The organism is Sphingomonas jeddahensis (genome assembly GCF_001981525.1).
Taxonomy (GTDB): domain Bacteria; phylum Pseudomonadota; class Alphaproteobacteria; order Sphingomonadales; family Sphingomonadaceae; genus Sphingomonas; species Sphingomonas jeddahensis.
The window spans coordinates 34417-50945 of the sequence record NZ_MPSB01000014.1 but is presented as its reverse complement, the minus strand read 5'-3'; the positions used below and the strand labels follow the sequence as shown (position 1 = coordinate 50945).

Here is a 16529-nt window from a genome sequence, read left to right as displayed (position 1 = left end):
GATGGCAGCCATTGCGCCGCCCCTCCCAACCGGCAACAAGCACGGGAAACACGGGAGATTCCAATGCGCCGCACCCTCGCCCTGATGCTCTTGCCGCTGCTGCCGCTCGCCGGCGCCGCCGCCCCGGTGCAAGCGCCCGCCGCCGCCCAGCCCGGTGCGCAGGACGCCGCGCTGCTCCAGTTCCTCGATGCCGCCTTCGACGCGCAACTCGCGCTCAGCCCGGAGTCGCAGACGCACCTCGGCTTCAAGACCAACAACGACAGGCTCGACGATTACACCGACGCCGCGGCCACGCGCGCCCGCGATCTCGCCGAACAGCAGCTCAAGCAGATGCGCGCCCGCTTCAAGCCCGATCAGCTCGGCGAAAGCGCCCGGGTCAGCTTTCGCCTGTTCGAACATGAGGTGGAGCGCGGCCGCGAATCCTTCCGCTTCCGCAAGCATCGCTTCCCCGTCTCCACCAACGGCAGCCCCGCCGGCGACATTCCCGTCCTGCTCATCAACAACCACAAGGTCGACAATGTCGCCGACGCGCAGGCGTACATCGCCCGCATCCGCGACACCGAGCGCGTGATGCGCGAAGTCACCGCCACGATGCGTGAACAGGCCGCCGCCGGCATCGTGCCCAACAAGGTGAACTTCGCCCCCGCCCGCGCCGACGCCAGGAAGGTCATCACCGGCGCGCCCTTCGACACCGGCGCGGACTCCACGCTGCTCGCCGACTTCCGCAAGAAGGCCGCCGCGCTCGACGCCCCCGCTGCGACCAAGCAGAAGCTCATCGCCGACGCCACCGCCGCGCTCACCGGCCCGTTCAAGCGCGGCTATGATCTGCTGTTCGTCGCGTTGGACGAGATCGAACCCAAGTCGAAGGGCAATTTCGGCGCGTGGAGCCTACCCGATGGCGCAGCCTATTACGCCGATCGCCTAAAGAGCTCGACCACCACGAACCTGACCGCGGACCAGATCCACGACATCGGCCTGCGCCAGGTCGCCGCAATCCGCCAGGAGATGGAGGCGATCAAGAAAGAGGTCGGCTTCACCGGCACGTTGGAGCAATTCTTTCAGCAGATCCGCACCGATCCGAAGTTCAAATATCCGAACACCGAAGCCGGCCGAGAACAATATCTCACCGACGCGCGTGCGATCATCGCCTCGGTAATGACCGCCGCGCCGCGCTACTTCCGCATTCTGCCGAAGGCGCCGTTGGAGGTCCGCGCGGTCGAGAAATGGCGTGAAGGCACCGCTTCCACCGCCTTCTACAACCCTCCGTCCGCCGACGGCGGGCGTCCGGGCATCTATTACGTCAACCTGGTCGACATGAACCAGACGCAGAAGGTTCAGGTCGCCGGCATCTCCGCACACGAAGGCGCACCCGGCCACCATTTCCAGATCGCGCGTCAGCAGGAACTGGCCGGCATCCCCAAGTTCCGCAAGTTCGGCGGTTATGGCGCGTATATGGAAGGCTGGGGCCTTTATTCGGAGCGGCTCGCCGACGAAATGGGCATCTACAAGGATCCCTATGATCGCTTCGGCATGCTCTCGCTCCAGGTCTGGCGCGCAATCCGGCTAGTGCTCGACACCGGCATCCACGCCAAGCGCTGGGACCGTGACCAGGCGATCGCCTATTTCAAGAATAACAGCTCGGTGTCGGATACCGACATCGCGCGCGAGGTCGACCGCTATTTCAACTGGCCCGGCCAGGCGACCAGCTACATGATCGGCCAGCTCAAGATTGCCGAGCTGCGCCAAAAGGCGCAAAAGGGACTAGGTACCAAGTTCGACATTCGCGACTTCCACGAAGCCGTGCTGAGCCAAGGCGCCCTGCCCCTCGACGTGCTGGAGGAACAGGTCAACCGCTACATCGCCACCAAGCGGGGCTGATCGGGCAAGCGTCAGTGGCACAAAGGCGCGTTGACCGACGCCCCGCCTTTGTGCCACTGACGCTCCCGCCGCGGGTGTAGCTCAATGGTAGAGCAGAAGCTTCCCAAGCTTACGACGAGGGTTCGATTCCCTTCACCCGCTCCAGCACAAACCGCCGTCCACCACCAGCCACGGCAACCGCTGTCCCATCGGCTGGCTGAGCACTGAAGCCGGCGAGCGTCAGCATCGCCGCGAGGCGTCCCGCCACCTCGACCTTCACGCCGTGCTCCGTGGTATGCGGGAAGGCGACGAGCCGGTCGACCAGGCCGCGAAGTGCCGCAGTGCCTCCTGACGTGCCTTCGGATCCGCCAGCTCTTCGTTGAGTTTCACGAGCCGCCGTCGATAGGCGGCGGCGATCGTCGGTGCAGGGCCACGCCGGGGAGCGCCTCCACCTCGGCCAGCTCGGCCGTGGCAAGATCCTGATCGTGCTTGGCCCTGATCCGTTCGCTACCCGGACGCTGTGCCGGAACGGACAGGCCGAGTCAGGACGCGGGAGTGATACGCTCGCGCGGCAATGAGTGACCCGCAGGCGACGGCCCCACGAGCTGGGGGTCCAGCTCCCCTGCTTCGATGGCGGCTTTGAAGGCGTCGAGCATCGCCGGCAGCTCGTCGACCCTCCAGAACGTGACCGACTGGCCACCGATGACGAGCTGCTGGCCATCGGGGCGAGTCGGCGCAAAAGCCATCCCGCCATTACCGTCTTCGGTGATCCACGGCCCGCCGGGATGATCCTCGCGCCCTTCCTCATAAGCTTCACGCGCTCGGCTCAGCTTGTTCAGCATAGCGTACCGCTCAGGAACGGGATCCGGTGCGACACCGATTGCTTCCTTCAAGGCGTCTTTCATAGACATGTCGGGGTCTCGATCGGGGAACGTAGGGTCAGTCTCATCAACCGCGCGACTGCCGGGACAGTTCCTTGCACAGGGCGCGAAGCTGCCGATAAACGGCTCACAACGAGAATGAGGCGGGCTGGCTGCGCGCACCGCTGGCGTGGGCGATGGACTTCGTGTCGCCCCATCCCACCCAGCCTGAGGCGCGTGGAGGGACTGCGGACGCGCCGCTTACGGGAGAGCTACCACAACACCGGAAGCGCGGAAAAGGGCTGCGGCGACAACAGCGCCACAGCCCTTCACTAACGGGCGACCCGGCGACGAGGTTACTTCGGCTCGCCGTTCACCGTCCGCTCGCGCGTGATGACGGGCTTCTCACCGCGCTGCTTGTAGATCGTCATCGAATTCGACCGCACGTCACCTTTCGGGTTCACGTTGGTCATGGACCGCGACCGGGCGCGCTCATCATCGTCCCGAGCCGTTGCGGTCGATCGCTGACGCGCGGTGTTGTTGGCGGTGTTGAAGCGCGCGCTCCCATCGGTCGTCGCCGTGCCACCGTTCGCCGCGGCAGCATCGGCCGTCCCGGAAACCCCGACGGTGCCGTTGTCGCTGATCCCGTCGCTGGTTGTGCCGGCGGAAACGTCGCCCGTCGTCGGCGAGGAAGTGCCCGCGCTGCTGGTGTTCGACTGCGCCGTCGCAGCGCCAGCAAGCATCAGTGCCGGTGCCAGAAGAAGAAGGGTACGCATGAAATTACTCCCGATTGGGTCGCTCGTCGATCGTGACGGTGCAGCCCTTTTCATCACGCTTTACGCGGACGGATCGGCTCTCGCCGTTGGAGGTACTGCTGCTCGACGCCGATGAGCGTCCGTCGCTAGACGAAGAGGCGGAGACCGAACTGCTGGATGACGAGCTGCCCGACGCACGCGAGCTTGCGCTGGCGCTGTTCCTGCCGTCATCCACCATCGTCGTCTCTATCCGGCCGTCAGCGAGATAATGAATTTGCCTGCATTGCGCCGGCGTTGCGGTCGCAAGGGCAAGGATCAGGGCTATTGTCATGAAAAGGCGGGGCGGACCACTCAGGTCCGCCCCTTACCCTTAGTTCTTCGGGGGGGTCGGCTCAGCGTTCGCCGAACTGTCACCGAAGACCTCGCCGGTCGATCCGTTCCGATCGGTCGAACCGTAGGCGTCCACCGACGTTCCGCTCGACGTCGCGCCGCTGCCCGTCGCCGTGCCGCCGGCTGCCACACCGCCGGTCGCCTTGGTGCGGTCGGTATAGATCGAGCCTGCGCCGTAGGTCGACGAAGAACTGCCCGACTGGCGCTGATCACGCTTCGACATACGATCCTGGCGCTTCTGCTTGCCCTGGCTCATGGTGCCGCCTGTTGCGCCACCGGCGACCGAACCCTGCGGGGTTGATGCCGCCACGCCGCCACCAGCGGTGGTCTGGGCGCCTGCGGTAGCACTCAGCAGGCCGGCTGCAGCAACGGTCGCGAACATGGAAGTGATACGCATTCTACTCTCCGATATTTTCGGCCCTCTTACGAGGAGGACGGCGGACAAGCGCACGAGGACCGTAAAGGTTCAACCGATACGGCAAGTTTTTAACTCTACGTTTCCATCCCTGTATTGCGATCATCATGCTGCAGGTGCGAACCTGGGGCGCCGACCTCCACGTCATCAATGTACGTTTCAGATGTGATCACGTCGCACATGTGTGAGCCCCCCGGCAGAGATCGATCGCTTGCGGATCGATCTGCGGAATACGCCTACCTCTGCTTCGTGATAGCCGCGGTCCCACCACAGCGGCGGCCGCAAGCATCCCGGATCGGAAAAAAGCTCCGAATGCTTCGGCAGCACCAACTCGTCGCGCGGCAGGAGGGATCATGGATCACGGCACAACAGGGATGCTGTCCTACGGTCACGAGCGATCGGCCACGTTGGTGCCGCAGCAAGATCCCCTCACCGTCTTTGCTTCTCGGCGCAGTTTCACACCGGGGCGTGATCCGTTGCAATCTGCCTTGGAAGCGATCGCCGCCCTGATAGGGGCGGAAGCGATCGCGCTGCTAACGCGATCCACCGAAAGCGGGAGTGTCGAAACGATCCTGTCTTGCCGGGAGTGCAACATCGCCCCCGGCATCATCCCACATGACGGCGCCTCCTATGTGCCGCTTTGCGAGGCGCAGTGGCTTCGCCTCGGCGGAGAGACAGCGGCGCTGGTGAAGCTTCTTCAACACCCGGATTACAGCGCATGGGCCGTGATCACCGTTCCGGAGGAATGCACCAAGATCGGCTCCCCTTTTCTTGCGCAAATGCCAGCCCTGGTGGCGCTGCTGGCGAGCCACGCCGCGGCGCTGGTGGCCCGAACCGAAGCGCGCGCCCGCAGCGATGCGGTCGCGGGCGCACTGGATCAGCATGATTGCGGCATCTTCATCCTTGGTGGCGATCATGAGATCCTGCACGCCAATCGCGCCGCAATGGCGATGCTGGAGCGCCGGGCCGGGTTGCAAGTCAGCCGCGGGAAGCTGCGGCCGCTTGGCTACAAGGACGCGGTGCGCTTCGAAACCGCGATCGACTGCGTCGTCGATGCGCAGCGCGCGGGCGGCAACGGCCGCTCGAAAGCCATGCTGCTGCTCCTGCCGCTGCCCGAGGGCGCCCGGCGATTGGCGGTGACCATAGCGCCCGCTCGCCAGCACCCGTTGAATGCTTTGGCAAAGAACGCAGCAGCAGTCATTCTGGTCGAGCCTGCCGATGATCGGGTGAACCGAAGCGTTGAGTCTATCTGCCAAGCGTATGAATTATCGCCGGTGGAGAACCAGTTGGTGTGCCATCTCGCCGCCGGGCTGAGCGTCGGCGATGCGGCGATGCGGATGCGCGTGAAGGTGGACACAGCACGCGCCTATCTCAAGCAAGTGTTCGCCAAGACAGGCACGCACCGCCAGGCGTCGCTCCTGCAATTGGTGACCCGCCACCAGCGCGTGATCCAGGGCGATCACCTGTTCGCGGCAACCTGAGGCCGCGAGGGCGCTGCCCGTCGTAACGGCCGCCCTCTACCCATCTGGGAGTGGATCCTTGTCCATCCGGTCAGTGGATTCACCGCGTCTGGGTGGGCCGGCAATTCGATGAATGTCATATGAACAATGCCGCCCGGGGGAGAGCGGCGTCCCAGCGCTGCGATCCTTTGCCTCGGCTGAACACAAGGATCGAAGCGATGAAGACCAAGCTGATCGTGACGACATCGATGGCCGCGCTGCTCGCCGCCACCAATGCCAATGCCCAAACCTCATTGCGCTCCGATGGCGGCACCTCCGCCGCGACGGACAGCAGCATTGCGGTGGGCGACGTTTCCAACAACGGCAATGCCAGCACGGGCGACGTGACCACGACGACCACCAGCACCTCGTCGGAGAACCGCTCCACCAACGACAGCTACGATTCGGCAACGACCGACAATTCAATGCGTGGCGGCCAGAATGGCGACAACATCAACACCAGCAACGCCAACGATCAGCGCAGCCGTACCAGCACCATCGGCGACGTCGCCGTGGCGGATGCCGGCAACAGCGACAGCTACAACACCGATAATTCGGTGGGCGGTCAGGCTGGCAACAACACCACGAACACCACGACCACCACCAACACCAGCAACAACGCCAATGACCAGCGTGACAATTCAGTGACGGTCGGTGACGTGGCGCTGACCGACAATTCGATGAGCGGTGGCCAGAACGGCGATAATGTGAACACCACCACGTCCACCAGCAATGCCAACGATCAGCGCGATAACTCAACCACTTTGGGCGATGTTTCCGTTGACGATACCGGCAACCAGGGCAGCTATAACACCGACAGCTCGATGAACGGTGGCCGCAATGGTGACAATGTGAATACCACCACCACGACAACCAACACCAGTTCGAACGATCAGCGTGATAACTCGACCACGCTGGGCGATGTCGATGTTGCGGATGCCGGAAACAATGGCAGCTACAACGGCGGGAACACCGACAATTCGGTCGGCGGCCAGGCCGGTGACAACACCACCAACACCACGACCAACAACAACGCCAATGATCAGCGTGACAATTCGCTCACCGTCGGGGATCTCGCGGTCGCCGACACCGGTAATCAGGATAGCTACAATGGGGGCAACACCGATAATTCGGTCGGCGGCCAGAACGGCGACAATAACACGACGACCAACAACAACGCCAATGATCAACGCGACAATTCGGTCACGGTGGGCGATGTGTCCGTGGCCGACAATTCGATGAGTGGTGGCCAGAATGGCGACAACACCACGGATTCGAACAACACCACCAACACCACCAACAATTCGAACGATCAGCGCGACAGCTCGGATCGTTCGATCAACGACAGCTACAATGCGCTGACGACCACCGAAACGGCCGGTGACTCGTCGGTCGCCACCAGCCCGACGTTCGGCGACGGTGCGGTGGTGGCTGCCTCTACCCTGTCCAACTACGTTTCGGGCGTGAAGGTCACCTTCGCCGGCACGGCCGGGGAACAGTCCGCCACCAACAACAGCATGACGACGGGCGACACCGCATTCCAGAACTTCGCTGGCATGCAGTCGCTCAACATGAACACCGGCGCCGGCGCCTCGCAGAATGCGAACGTCAGCGTTGCGGTAACGACGGGCGACGTCCTGTCGCGCTGAACGGCCATCGGTGGTGCCGCGGCGGAAACGCCCCGGCACCATTCTTTCGATCGCCTCCTTGAAAGGGGAACAGAGCCATGACGTATCGCGTGATCGCATTGGCCATCTGCTGCGCAGCCGCACCAGCAGGCGCGCAGAACGTCACCCCGTCCGATCCAACACCCACCGCATCGCTCGACGCCTTTTCGGGCACGCCCGCTGTCGCAGACGGAGCATTGGCGCAAGTCGCGGGGCGGGAGGACAGCGGCACGCAGATCGCGATCGCCACCCAACGCAACACGGTCAGCGGCAACAGCGTGGTGGGCCGATCGGTGACCGGCAATGTCGCGATCGACGGCAATGCCTTCCAGAACCTGCAAGGTCTGGCGGTGATCAGCGCCAACAGCGGGAACAATGTCGCCATCAATTCGGCCATGAACGTCACCATCAATCTGGCACCGCGCCCGTGATTCAGCGGTGGGCGGCGGTGGCAGCCGCAGCGGCCCTGCCCGGCTGCGCACCGACCGTGTCGGGCCGGGATCCGCAGTTCGTCACCTCCTCGGCTTTCGGCAGCAACTATTCGGTGCCGGTCGCCTCCCTGTTGGCGCGCAAGTTCAACACCGTGGTGCGTCAGCAATATGATTTCAGCTGTGGTTCGGCCGCATTGGCGACACTGCTTCGCTATCACTACGACATCCCGCGATCCGAAGCCGATGTGTTCACCGGCATGTGGCGCGACGGCGATCAGGCGCAGATCCGGCACGTCGGCTTTTCGCTGCTCGACATGAAGCGCTACCTCGCCGCCGCGGGGTTGCAGGCCGACGGCTACAAGGTCTCGCTGGACGCCATCAGAGATCGTGGGCTGCCCGGCATCGTGCTCATCACCTTTCGAGGCTATCGCCACTTCGTGGTGCTGAAGGGCGTCACCCACGACGAAGTTCTGGTCGGCGATCCTTCCAAGGGGCTTCACACCCTGCCGCGTGCAGCTTTCGAAGAGATGTGGAACGGCATCTACTTCGTGTTGAACGCCGAGGCGAGCACCGGCCAGCGCTACTTCAACGGTGCGGGGCAGTGGGGATTGCTCGCCCGGGCGCCAACCGCCGCGCCGTTCATCGGTCCCCTCAGCACCCAGGCGCTGTCGCTGAGCGCCCCCTTCTACCGGGATTTCTGATGCGCGTTCTCATGTTGTCCGCCCTGCTGCTCGCCACTGGGTCCGTGGCTTTCGCAAAGCCCCTCCCCTTGTCGGATGAGGAGCTTGCCGAAGTAACGGGCAAGTTCATGCTGCCAAACGGCGCCGCCATCGCCATGTCGGTGACGAGCGACACGCTGGTCGACGGACAACTCGTCCTGCGCAGCACGTTAACAGTGAACGATCGCGCGAGCCTGGCCGTGTTCGGATCGGACGGCACGCCGACGCCGCCGCGAGCAACCGCGCGGGCTGGTGCGACCCCGGCCGGCGTGACCATATTGGTCGATCGGCAATCCGGCCTGCGCTCGATCACGCCAACCTATGCCGCGCCCGCCGTCGCCGTGAACGTGAAGGACGGCCCAGCTGCCAGCGGGGCGACCGGCGTGGTCCCGCTGGCGCTCAGACCAGGCATGGCAGTCGAGACGCCGCACGGCGTGGTATCGCTCGCCGCCTCGGGCAACAGGGTAACGCTCAGCGGAAATCAGATCGACGTGACGCATCTGATGGGCCCGGCGATCGCGACCGCCATCACCAACGCCGCCAACGATCGAACGATCGACACGATCACGTCCGTCGATCTTGATCTGACGCGGATCACACCGCTCACCTTGGGCGGCGCACGACTGGGCGCTTCCGATCTCGCGCTCGACGCCACCACTCGGCTGGTTCGATGAGGAGCACCGCTCTTGGCTACGTCGCGTTTGCGGCACTGCTGGCACCTGCGCCCCTCACCGCGCAATCCCGGCAAAGCACCGCAGGGCAGGACTGGCGCGCCGAGCTGGAGCAGGCGCGCGCACAACTCGCTGAGCAGCGCCGGCTGATCGAGGCGCAGGAACGGCGTTTGCGCGCCCTCGAGGCGCGCATCGCACAGGCCCCGCCACCCGCCTCCGCCGCCTTGGTCCAGCAAAGCTCCGCCAGCACGCCGGGCGATCCCGCCACCATCCAGCAACCGACCCTGGCGAGCGTGCCCGTCGAGCGCGTCGGCCGCGCCCCCAGCGGCAGCGATCGCCCGCCGGAAGTCGCCGTTCTCGGTCAGGAGGGCAGCGTTGTTACACGTCGCGGACAACTCACGGTTGAGGCGCAGCTCGATTATGCACGTGCCGATCGCAACCGCGCCCTGTTCCGCGGCATCGAAGTGGTCGAGTCGGTGCTCGTGGGCGAGTTCAACATCAACGAGAACCGACAGGACATCATCACTAGTTCGGCGGCGCTGCGCTATGGCCTGACCGACACGATCGAAGTCGGCGTGCGCGCACCGTTCGTCGCGCGCTGGGACCGCAGCGTGCTGGTCCCGGTGCAAGGCAGCACCAACAACGATGCGGCGCGGGAAATCGATAGCTCGGCGAGTGGCCGGGGGCTCGGCGATATTGAGCTATCGGCCCGCTATCAGTTCCTCACCGGGGGGGCCGGCGTGCCGTTCCTGATCGGCAACCTTCAGGTGGTGGCGCCCACCGGCTCTAATCCCTTCTCCGTTCAACGCACCGCTTCGGGCGAGGCGCTGGAGGCCGCAACAGGCGCCGGTTTCTGGGGCATTTCACCCAGCGTCACCGCCGTGCTGCCCAGCGACCCTGCCGTGCTGTTCGGCACGCTTGGCTACACGCGCAATTTCGGGCGCAGCGTCGATGCCGTGATCGAACCGGTGCAGATCGACTACGTGAAGCCCGGAGATTCGCTGTCCTTCAGCGCGGGGATCGGCATCGCGCTCAACGATCGCACGTCGATCAACCTTGGCTATGCCCATGCCTGGGCGTTCGGTACGCGGACGCGCACGCGCCTGCTCGATCCAGGGCCGAACGATCCCGAGTTCCTGGAGGACACGTCCCGGGATCTTCAGATCGGGCGTTTTCTGTTCGGCGTCACTTATCGCGTCACGGACCGCGCCAGCATCAACTGGTCGGTCGAAATGGGCGCGACTGATGACGCTGCGGATGTCCGCAGCATTCTGCGAATCCCGCTGGTGCTGCTGTCACCCTAAGGCGCAGCCGGCGATGCCCTCACTCTTCCGCTGGGCCGAAATCCGATCGCCGCCGCCGGACGTCGGTGACGCCGCGCTGGCTCAACGCCTGTCGTACGCGGTCGAGCAAGTCGGTGCGGCGATAAGGCTTGCCCAGCACATCCAGTCCCGCGGCCTTTGGACCATCGATCACCAGTTCCTCATTATACCCCGTGGTCATTAGGATCGGCAGCCCCGGATCGATTTCCGCGATCTTCTCGGCCAGCAGCAGTCCGTTGATCCCACCGGGCATGACCAGGTCGGTGAACAACAGGTCGATCGACCCCGGTGGCGCCTGTTCGAACAGCTTCAGCGCGATCTCGCCAGTCTCAGCGGTTGACACGCGATAGCCGGTCGCCTCCAGGATCTCCTTGGCCAGCACGAGAACATCCGAACTGTCTTCCACGATCAGTATGTGCGCGCCGGATGTGCTAGCCGCTTCGGCCGCTCGCGCCACCGGACGCTCCTGCTCTTCGGCGTCGGCACTGGCGACCGGGAACAGCATGCGGATGACAGTCCCGTGATCGACCTCGCTCTCGATCTCGAGCCGCCCGCGGGATTGCTGCACGAAGCCGGAAGCCATGGCAAGGCCCAGGCCTGTGCCCTTGCCCGTCGCCTTGGTGGTGAAGAACGGCTCCACCGCACGTTCGACGACTTGCGGTGGCATGCCGATCCCTTGGTCGCAAACCTCCACCGAGATATACTCGCCGGGCGTTAGGCCGCGGGCTGCTGCATCGCCGTTGAGGCGGACCTTGCCGGTCTTGATCTCGATAACGCCGCCCTCGGGCATCGCATCCCGCGCATTGAGCGCGATGTTCAGCACCGCCATCTCGAACTGGGTTGGATCGAGCACTGCCTTCGGCAAGTTGCGACGGAGGCTCAAATGAAGTTCGACCTGCTTGCCAATCGAACTTTCCATGACATCGGCAAAGGAGGTGATACAGGCACTGACATCGACAGGGCGAGGATCGAGCCGGGTCTTCCGGGCAAATGCCAGCAATTGCCCGGTCAGCTTCGCACCCCTTTCCGCCGCCGAGCGGGCCGACTGAAGGTAACGCAACGTCTGATCATCGTTGACCCGGGTGCTGGCGAGTTCCAGATTGCCGTTCACCACCTGAAGCAGGTTGTTGAAGTCATGCGCCAGCCCGGCAGTGAGCTGCCCCACGGCCTCCATCTTCTGCGCTCGCAGGAACGATTGCTCGCTTTCGCGGCGCCGTGTCACATCCAGTTGGCTGGCGAAGAAATACAATAGCTCGCCCGACGTATCATATACCGGTCCGATAAACACCGCGTTCCAGAACGGCGTGCCATCACGGCGATAGTTGAGGATCTCGATCGCGATCGAATCGCGATTTTCCACGGTCGACCGCAATTGCGCAACCATTTCTCGGTCGGTTTGCGCCCCCTGAAGGAAGCGGCAGTTCCGCCCCAGAACTTCGCTCTCCTCATACAAAGTAAGGTCGAGGAACGCCTTGTTGGCGAACACGATTGGATTGTCGCGCTGATGCGGATCGGTGAGGATCATCGGCATCCGCGTCATTTCGATGGCAGCAAAGAACACGTTGCCGCGATCCTCGAGCCCCGGCTCGGTGATCGTCGCCTCCCGCCAATGGTGCTTGCCCGACGAACCCAGCGGTTCGCGTGCACCAACATCCATGGCACCTCCCGCCGGAACGCCACCGGCCTTCCCGCTTTCGTCGATCTCGCCCGCTTTTCCGCTCACATGCGCTCCATCACCCCGCTGGGACAGCTAAACACCGGGGCGTCCGTTCTGTTGCAGGCCGGTATGGATATACGCGTTCCGGAGGCAAGCGCCTTGACGTCACGATCGCAAAGGCCGGGCCTCGGCTCAACAGCGCGTCGGCCGCCTCACATCTCGAACCGAAGCGAAGCGCGCACCGTGCGCGGCGCCCCGGGATAGATCCACAGCGCGCTGTAGGAGCTTGCGGCATAATGCGCGTCGAACAGATTGTCCGCCTCGAGCCGGAAGCGCAGCCCCTCGGCGATCGGCGCCTCGATCGCCGCCTTCGCCTTGACATAACCGGGGAGCAGCACCGGGGTCGCCGCCACCGATCCGGCACGATCGCCGACATACGCCGCGCCGCCGCTAAGCTGCCACTCGCCCCGCGCCGTCGGAATGCGATGCACCACCAGCAGCGTGCCCGAATGCTCGGGCACGTTGAGCACCTCGGGCGTCGGGAAGGCGACGTCATCCGCCTTCGCATCAAGCCAGGCGTAATTCGCTACGATCTGCCAGCGCCGGCCGAGCCGTGCCGAGGCGTCAAGCTCGATCCCGCGGCTGACCAGACTGCCGACCGGCGCGAGATAGTTCGGATCCGCGGGATCGGTGGTGAGAATGTCCTTCTTGCGGATGTCGAACCAGGTCGCCGCCACGTCGATGCCGGGGAGTTTGGCGGCGATCCCGACTTCATAGCCCTTGCCCGTCTCCGGTCCGAAGCCCGCACCGCTGCTGTCGGTGCCTGTGTTGAGCGAAAAATTCTCGCCCCAGTTCGCATGCACCGCGATCACATCGCTCACGCGGTAACGGCCGCCGACCCGGAAATTCACCGGCTCGTCGATGTTGCGCCCCGTAACGCCCGTGTTGTTGTTGACGATCTTCTGTCGGTAGGGATCGATCCGCGCACCGCCGACCAGCGTCAGCCGATCGGTAACCTCCCACATGTCCTGGATGTAGAAGGTGCTCACCCAGCGGCTTTCGTCATTGTTAGTGAACGGCCGCAGCGGCGCCGCGACTGCTCCATATACCGGATTGAACAGGTCGATCGCATAAGGCGCCGCTTCCGACGGATTGATCCGCATCCAGCGCTCGCCATAATGAAAGCGATAGCCCTTCAGCCCGACGCTCACGCGATGCCGCCCGACCTCACCGGCAAGCTCCAGCCGCGCCGACAGATCGTCCACGCTGAAATCGCGCGAGCGGCGCTGCCGCCACAATGACGTGCCGACGATGCGCGATTGATCCGCCGACAGGCCCTTCAGCGATCCCGTGCGCCAGACCACGCCGCCATTCAGCGTCCAGCCGCCGCCAAGCTCCGCCAGGCCGGTCAGCTGATGCTGGTCATTGCGCGATTTCGTGATGCCGTTCGACGGCTCGCCATAATAATTCGAACGCGGCAGCGCATTGGGATCGCCGTTGATTGCCGGGCTGCCGCGATCGAATGGCGTGTCGAACTGGCTGAACTCGCCGGTATAGGTCAGCCGCAGCGCATCGCTCGGCTGCCAGGTAAGCGAAGGCGAGACGATCCGGCGCCGAAGCGTCACGGTATCACGCCACCCGTCGCTGTCCTCGCCAGCCACCACGATCCGCGCCGCCAGCGTGTCCGTCAGCGGCCCCGTCATGTCAATTTCCGCGCGACGCGTGTTGAACGATCCGTAGCTGATCATGGCATTGGCATGCGGCGCGAAGCGCGGCACCTTCGTCACGATGTTGACGCGCCCGCCCGGATCGACATCGCCGAACAACGCGCCCGCCGGCCCCTTCAGCACCTCGATGCGCTCGGTCGTGGCAGGATCGCGCGGCGGCGCCATGCCCCGGTTCGCCAGAAAGCCGTTCAGATAATATTCGGCGCCTCCGTCCGGCGTACCGAGGAAGCCGCGAACCGCGAAATTATCGATCACGCCGCCGCGGTTGTTCTGCTGGCTGAACCCGCTGACCAGCTCCAGCGCGTCACTCAGCCGATACGTCCCCGCCGCATCCAGAACGTCGCGCTCGATCGACCGGCTCGATTGCGACATGCGTTCGGTGACAAGATCCGACGAAAGCGTGCGGTCAACCGTGCTGCGCGTACCCAGGACAACGATATCGGACCGCTCGGCGGCGTCCTCCGGCTGATCGGCATTGTTCTGGGCCTGCGCGGCCAAAGGCGCTGCCCCGATCATCAGCGCGAGCCCGAAAACGGACGAGCGCAAACCGGCGGAGAAGCTGGCGACGACGAACATGGAAACTCCCTGGCCATGAACCGGCGTCCTGAGCTCACCGGCTTGGTATGTTGCAACATCCCATATAGCTATCTAGCTGCTTTGCAACACAACGATGCGCGCCCACCGGTGGGGTCCGATTATCGCGCGCACGCCTGGACTTTCCGCGGAGAGGCCGATCAACCCGCCTCACGGATCGCCAATGCCCGTTCGAACACCGCTTCGAACATCGGCGCGGTCAGCCGCCCGGTATTCTGGTTGTAGCGGGAGCAATGATAGCTATCGATCAGCAGGCGGCCGTCCGGCATGCGATGCTCCGCCAGATGCCCGAACTTCGCCTTCGGCAGCTTGCCGCCCAGTGCCTTGACGGCCGATTGATGGGCGATTTGCCCCAGCGCGATGAACACGGCCGCGTTGGGCAGCTCGGCTAGCGGCGCCTCCAGATACTGGCGGCAGGTGCGGATTTCCTCGGGCGTCGGCTTGTTCTCGGGCGGCAGACAGCGCACCGCATTGACCAGCATCACGCCGCGTAATTGCAGCCCATCATCCGGCCGCGCCTCGAACTGCCCCTCGCTCAGCCCGTATTTGGCCAGCGTCGCATACAGCAGCTCGCCGGCATAATCCCCGGTGAACGGCCGTCCGGTCCGGTTGGCGCCATGCTTGCCCGGCGCCAGCCCGACGATCACCAACCACGCATTCGGGTCCCCGAACGCCGGCACCGGCGCATTCCACCAATCTGGATATTCAGCGCGCAGCGCGTGGCGAAAACCCCTCAGGCGCGGGCAGAGCGGACAATCCTGGGGCGGTTCGGTCGCCGGCATGGCGGAGGGTGCGAAGTTCATCGCGACCCGATAGGCGGTGAAGCATGACGCGCTCAACCTATGTCGTGGCGGCGGGATCGAACCGACGCGGCCGCCATGGCACGCCCGCCCACGAAGTCGCCGCCGCGCTTGCCGCGCTGCGCGGCGTGGTCGCGGTCGCTCCGATCATCAACAGCGCCCCGCTCGGCCCGTCGATCCGCCGCTTCGCCAACACCGTCGCGATCATTGAGAGCGATGCCTCGCCGCGTGAGCTGCTGCGCACGCTGAAGGCGATTGAACGCCGCTTCGGCCGCCGACGCGGCCAGCGCTGGGGCGCGCGCGTGATCGATCTCGACCTGATCCTATGGTCCGGCGGCACCTATCAAGACAGCGATTTGACGATCCCCCACGCCGCCTTCCGCATGCGCGATTTTGTCCTCGCGCCGCTCGCGCGCTTAGCCCCCTCCTGGCGCGATCCGCTGACGGGACTTACGGTGCGTCAGCTACATGCCCGGTTGACCCGCCGCTGCGCTCTGCCTAGGCGCAGCGGCGCTGGTGCGGGTCCGTAGCTCAGTCGGTAGAGCAAGCGACTTTTAATCGAGAGGTCCCGGGTTCGAGCCCCGGCGGACCCACCAGCGCTTCCGCAAGCGTCATTTCTGCGTTGCCAGATAAGCGATGATGTCTGCGCGGACGAGCGGATCGGCCACGCCTGGAAAGCGCATCGACGTGCCGGGCGCAAAGCGCTGCGGGTTGGTGAGCCACGCGTCCATCCGCTCACGCGTCCAATCACCGCCTACGTCCTGCAGCGCCGCCGTATAGCCGAAGCGCGGGCTGTTTCCGGCGATCGGCGAGCCCACCACTCCGAACAGGTTCGGGCCGTTGCGATCCCCGCCGCCCCGGCGCACCGTGTGACAGGCACCGCATTGGCCAAAGGCGGCGGCGCCAGCTTCGGCATCCGCCACCCGCATCAGCGCGGCGAAAGAGGCACCCGGCCCTGCCGCCCGCCGCCGCTCCTCGCGACCGCTGTCGCTGCACCCCGCCAGCACCATCACCAACGCCGTCAGCGATCCACACCGCCTGTTTCGAAACCCAGATGCCGCCAATTTCGACTCCCCTTCGCCCGAAGCAAACTCTGCGCTCACGTCGGGGGTCCAAACGCTTCGTTTCTGCGTTATGATGCCCGCAAGGGCGCCCGCCCGCCCAT

Annotated in this window: 17 protein-coding genes and 2 tRNA genes; 11 read left to right on the top strand and 8 right to left on the bottom strand. The window is 64.7% G+C overall.

Translation table 11 applies throughout. The annotated features are described in order from the left end of the window. Nucleotides 1-63: 63 nt before the first annotated feature. Entirely contained in the window at nucleotides 64-1878 is a 1815-nt protein-coding gene (locus tag SPHI_RS13085) for a DUF885 domain-containing protein (protein ID WP_198927873.1), read from the top strand. Nucleotides 1879-1948: 70 nt separating this feature from the next. Beyond that, nucleotides 1949-2022: transfer RNA gene (locus tag SPHI_RS13080), tRNA-Gly, on the top strand. Here the strand turns inward: SPHI_RS13080 and SPHI_RS15020 are convergent. The 3 genes from SPHI_RS15020 to SPHI_RS13070 all read right to left on the bottom strand — a co-directional run bounded on the left by SPHI_RS15020 (nucleotide 1988) and on the right by SPHI_RS13070 (nucleotide 3493). Further along, nucleotides 1988-2137 (bottom strand): hypothetical protein, encoded by a 150-nt coding sequence (locus SPHI_RS15020; RefSeq protein ID WP_158049714.1) that lies wholly within the window; start codon nucleotides 2135-2137, stop codon nucleotides 1988-1990. The genes SPHI_RS13080 and SPHI_RS15020 overlap by 35 nt on opposite strands. A 262-nt stretch (nucleotides 2138-2399) precedes the next feature. After that, entirely contained in the window at nucleotides 2400-2699 is a 300-nt protein-coding gene (locus SPHI_RS13075; RefSeq protein ID WP_076745399.1) for a hypothetical protein, read from the bottom strand. 374 nt (nucleotides 2700-3073) lie between these two features. Further along, entirely contained in the window at nucleotides 3074-3493 is a 420-nt protein-coding gene (locus SPHI_RS13070; protein ID WP_076745398.1) for a hypothetical protein, read from the bottom strand. Between the two features lie 86 nt (nucleotides 3494-3579). Here SPHI_RS13070 and SPHI_RS15015 point away from each other — a divergent pair, with 86 nt between their 5' ends. Beyond that, nucleotides 3580-3741, top strand: coding sequence for a hypothetical protein (locus SPHI_RS15015; RefSeq protein WP_158049712.1), 162 nt, complete (start codon nucleotides 3580-3582; stop codon nucleotides 3739-3741). Between the two features lie 101 nt (nucleotides 3742-3842). Here SPHI_RS15015 and SPHI_RS13060 read toward each other — a convergent pair whose 3' ends face one another. Continuing rightward, on the bottom strand, nucleotides 3843-4259 hold the full coding sequence (locus SPHI_RS13060; RefSeq protein ID WP_076745396.1) for a hypothetical protein: 417 nt from the start codon (nucleotides 4257-4259) through the stop codon (nucleotides 3843-3845). 494 nt (nucleotides 4260-4753) lie between these two features. Between SPHI_RS13060 and SPHI_RS13055 the strand changes: the two genes are divergently transcribed. The 6 genes from SPHI_RS13055 to SPHI_RS15350 all read left to right on the top strand — a co-directional run bounded on the left by SPHI_RS13055 (nucleotide 4754) and on the right by SPHI_RS15350 (nucleotide 10568). Then, nucleotides 4754-5758, top strand: a complete 1005-nt coding sequence (locus tag SPHI_RS13055) for a helix-turn-helix transcriptional regulator (RefSeq protein ID WP_144036203.1) — start codon at nucleotides 4754-4756, stop codon at nucleotides 5756-5758. Between the two features lie 197 nt (nucleotides 5759-5955). Further along, entirely contained in the window at nucleotides 5956-7425 is a 1470-nt protein-coding gene (locus tag SPHI_RS13050; RefSeq protein WP_076745394.1) for a hypothetical protein, read from the top strand. A 77-nt stretch (nucleotides 7426-7502) separates the two neighbouring features. Then, nucleotides 7503-7874 carry a hypothetical protein gene (locus tag SPHI_RS13045; protein WP_076745393.1) on the top strand — a complete coding sequence of 124 codons (372 nt, stop codon included), beginning with the start codon at nucleotides 7503-7505 and terminating at the stop codon, nucleotides 7872-7874. A gap of 17 nt (nucleotides 7875-7891) precedes the next feature. Further along, nucleotides 7892-8575, top strand: coding sequence for a C39 family peptidase (locus SPHI_RS13040; protein WP_233130924.1), 684 nt, complete (start codon nucleotides 7892-7894; stop codon nucleotides 8573-8575). Further along, nucleotides 8575-9267, top strand: a complete 693-nt coding sequence (locus tag SPHI_RS13035; protein WP_076745392.1) for a hypothetical protein — start codon at nucleotides 8575-8577, stop codon at nucleotides 9265-9267. Before SPHI_RS13040 ends, SPHI_RS13035 begins: the two co-directional genes overlap by 1 nt. Then, nucleotides 9264-10568, top strand: coding sequence for a transporter (locus SPHI_RS15350; protein WP_076745391.1), 1305 nt, complete (start codon nucleotides 9264-9266; stop codon nucleotides 10566-10568). The genes SPHI_RS13035 and SPHI_RS15350 overlap by 4 nt, the downstream gene beginning before the upstream one ends. Before the next feature lie 19 nt (nucleotides 10569-10587). Here the strand turns inward: SPHI_RS15350 and SPHI_RS13025 are convergent, their stop codons facing one another. The 3 genes from SPHI_RS13025 to SPHI_RS13015 form a co-directional block, all read right to left on the bottom strand. Continuing rightward, complete coding sequence (locus tag SPHI_RS13025) at nucleotides 10588-12309, bottom strand: histidine kinase famiy protein (RefSeq protein WP_332888924.1); 1722 nt, start codon at nucleotides 12307-12309, stop codon at nucleotides 10588-10590. A gap of 146 nt (nucleotides 12310-12455) precedes the next feature. Continuing rightward, a complete protein-coding gene (locus SPHI_RS13020) occupies nucleotides 12456-14546 on the bottom strand; it encodes a TonB-dependent siderophore receptor (protein ID WP_076745389.1) in 2091 nt (696 codons plus the stop codon). 158 nt (nucleotides 14547-14704) lie between these two features. Next, the gene (locus SPHI_RS13015) at nucleotides 14705-15367 is read right to left on the bottom strand and encodes a uracil-DNA glycosylase (RefSeq protein WP_076745388.1); all 663 of its coding nucleotides are present in this window, start codon (nucleotides 15365-15367) and stop codon (nucleotides 14705-14707) included. A gap of 23 nt (nucleotides 15368-15390) precedes the next feature. On the opposite strand from SPHI_RS13015, the gene folK reads away from it, so the two are divergent. Both folK and SPHI_RS13005 read left to right on the top strand, forming a co-directional pair. Then, the gene (gene folK / locus SPHI_RS13010; RefSeq protein WP_076745387.1) at nucleotides 15391-15894 is read left to right on the top strand and encodes a 2-amino-4-hydroxy-6-hydroxymethyldihydropteridine diphosphokinase; all 504 of its coding nucleotides are present in this window, start codon (nucleotides 15391-15393) and stop codon (nucleotides 15892-15894) included. Continuing rightward, nucleotides 15885-15960: transfer RNA gene (locus tag SPHI_RS13005), tRNA-Lys, on the top strand. Before folK ends, SPHI_RS13005 begins: the two co-directional genes overlap by 10 nt. Before the next feature lie 15 nt (nucleotides 15961-15975). Here SPHI_RS13005 and SPHI_RS13000 read toward each other — a convergent pair. Beyond that, entirely contained in the window at nucleotides 15976-16374 is a 399-nt protein-coding gene (locus SPHI_RS13000; protein WP_076745386.1) for a c-type cytochrome, read from the bottom strand. Nucleotides 16375-16529 lie beyond the last annotated feature (155 nt).

Bases quoted from the DNA above. Each gene is read 5' to 3' on its own strand.
- SPHI_RS13020 (WP_076745389.1), bottom strand. From the start codon at position 14,546: ATGTTCGTCGTCGCCAGCTTCTCCGCCGGTTTGCGCTCGTCCGTTTTC.
- SPHI_RS13035 (WP_076745392.1), top strand. From the start codon at position 8,575: ATGCGCGTTCTCATGTTGTCCGCCCTGCTGCTCGCCACTGGGTCCGTG.
- SPHI_RS13015 (WP_076745388.1), bottom strand. From the start codon at position 15,367: ATGAACTTCGCACCCTCCGCCATGCCGGCGACCGAACCGCCCCAGGAT.
- SPHI_RS13070 (WP_076745398.1), bottom strand. From the start codon at position 3,493: ATGCGTACCCTTCTTCTTCTGGCACCGGCACTGATGCTTGCTGGCGCT.
- SPHI_RS13045 (WP_076745393.1), top strand. From the start codon at position 7,503: ATGACGTATCGCGTGATCGCATTGGCCATCTGCTGCGCAGCCGCACCA.
- SPHI_RS13050 (WP_076745394.1), top strand. From the start codon at position 5,956: ATGAAGACCAAGCTGATCGTGACGACATCGATGGCCGCGCTGCTCGCC.
- folK (WP_076745387.1), top strand. From the start codon at position 15,391: ATGACGCGCTCAACCTATGTCGTGGCGGCGGGATCGAACCGACGCGGC.
- SPHI_RS13085 (WP_198927873.1), top strand. From the start codon at position 64: ATGCGCCGCACCCTCGCCCTGATGCTCTTGCCGCTGCTGCCGCTCGCC.
- SPHI_RS13000 (WP_076745386.1), bottom strand. From the start codon at position 16,374: ATGGTGCTGGCGGGGTGCAGCGACAGCGGTCGCGAGGAGCGGCGGCGG.
- SPHI_RS13075 (WP_076745399.1), bottom strand. From the start codon at position 2,699: ATGCTGAACAAGCTGAGCCGAGCGCGTGAAGCTTATGAGGAAGGGCGC.
- SPHI_RS15350 (WP_076745391.1), top strand. From the start codon at position 9,264: ATGAGGAGCACCGCTCTTGGCTACGTCGCGTTTGCGGCACTGCTGGCA.
- SPHI_RS13060 (WP_076745396.1), bottom strand. From the start codon at position 4,259: ATGCGTATCACTTCCATGTTCGCGACCGTTGCTGCAGCCGGCCTGCTG.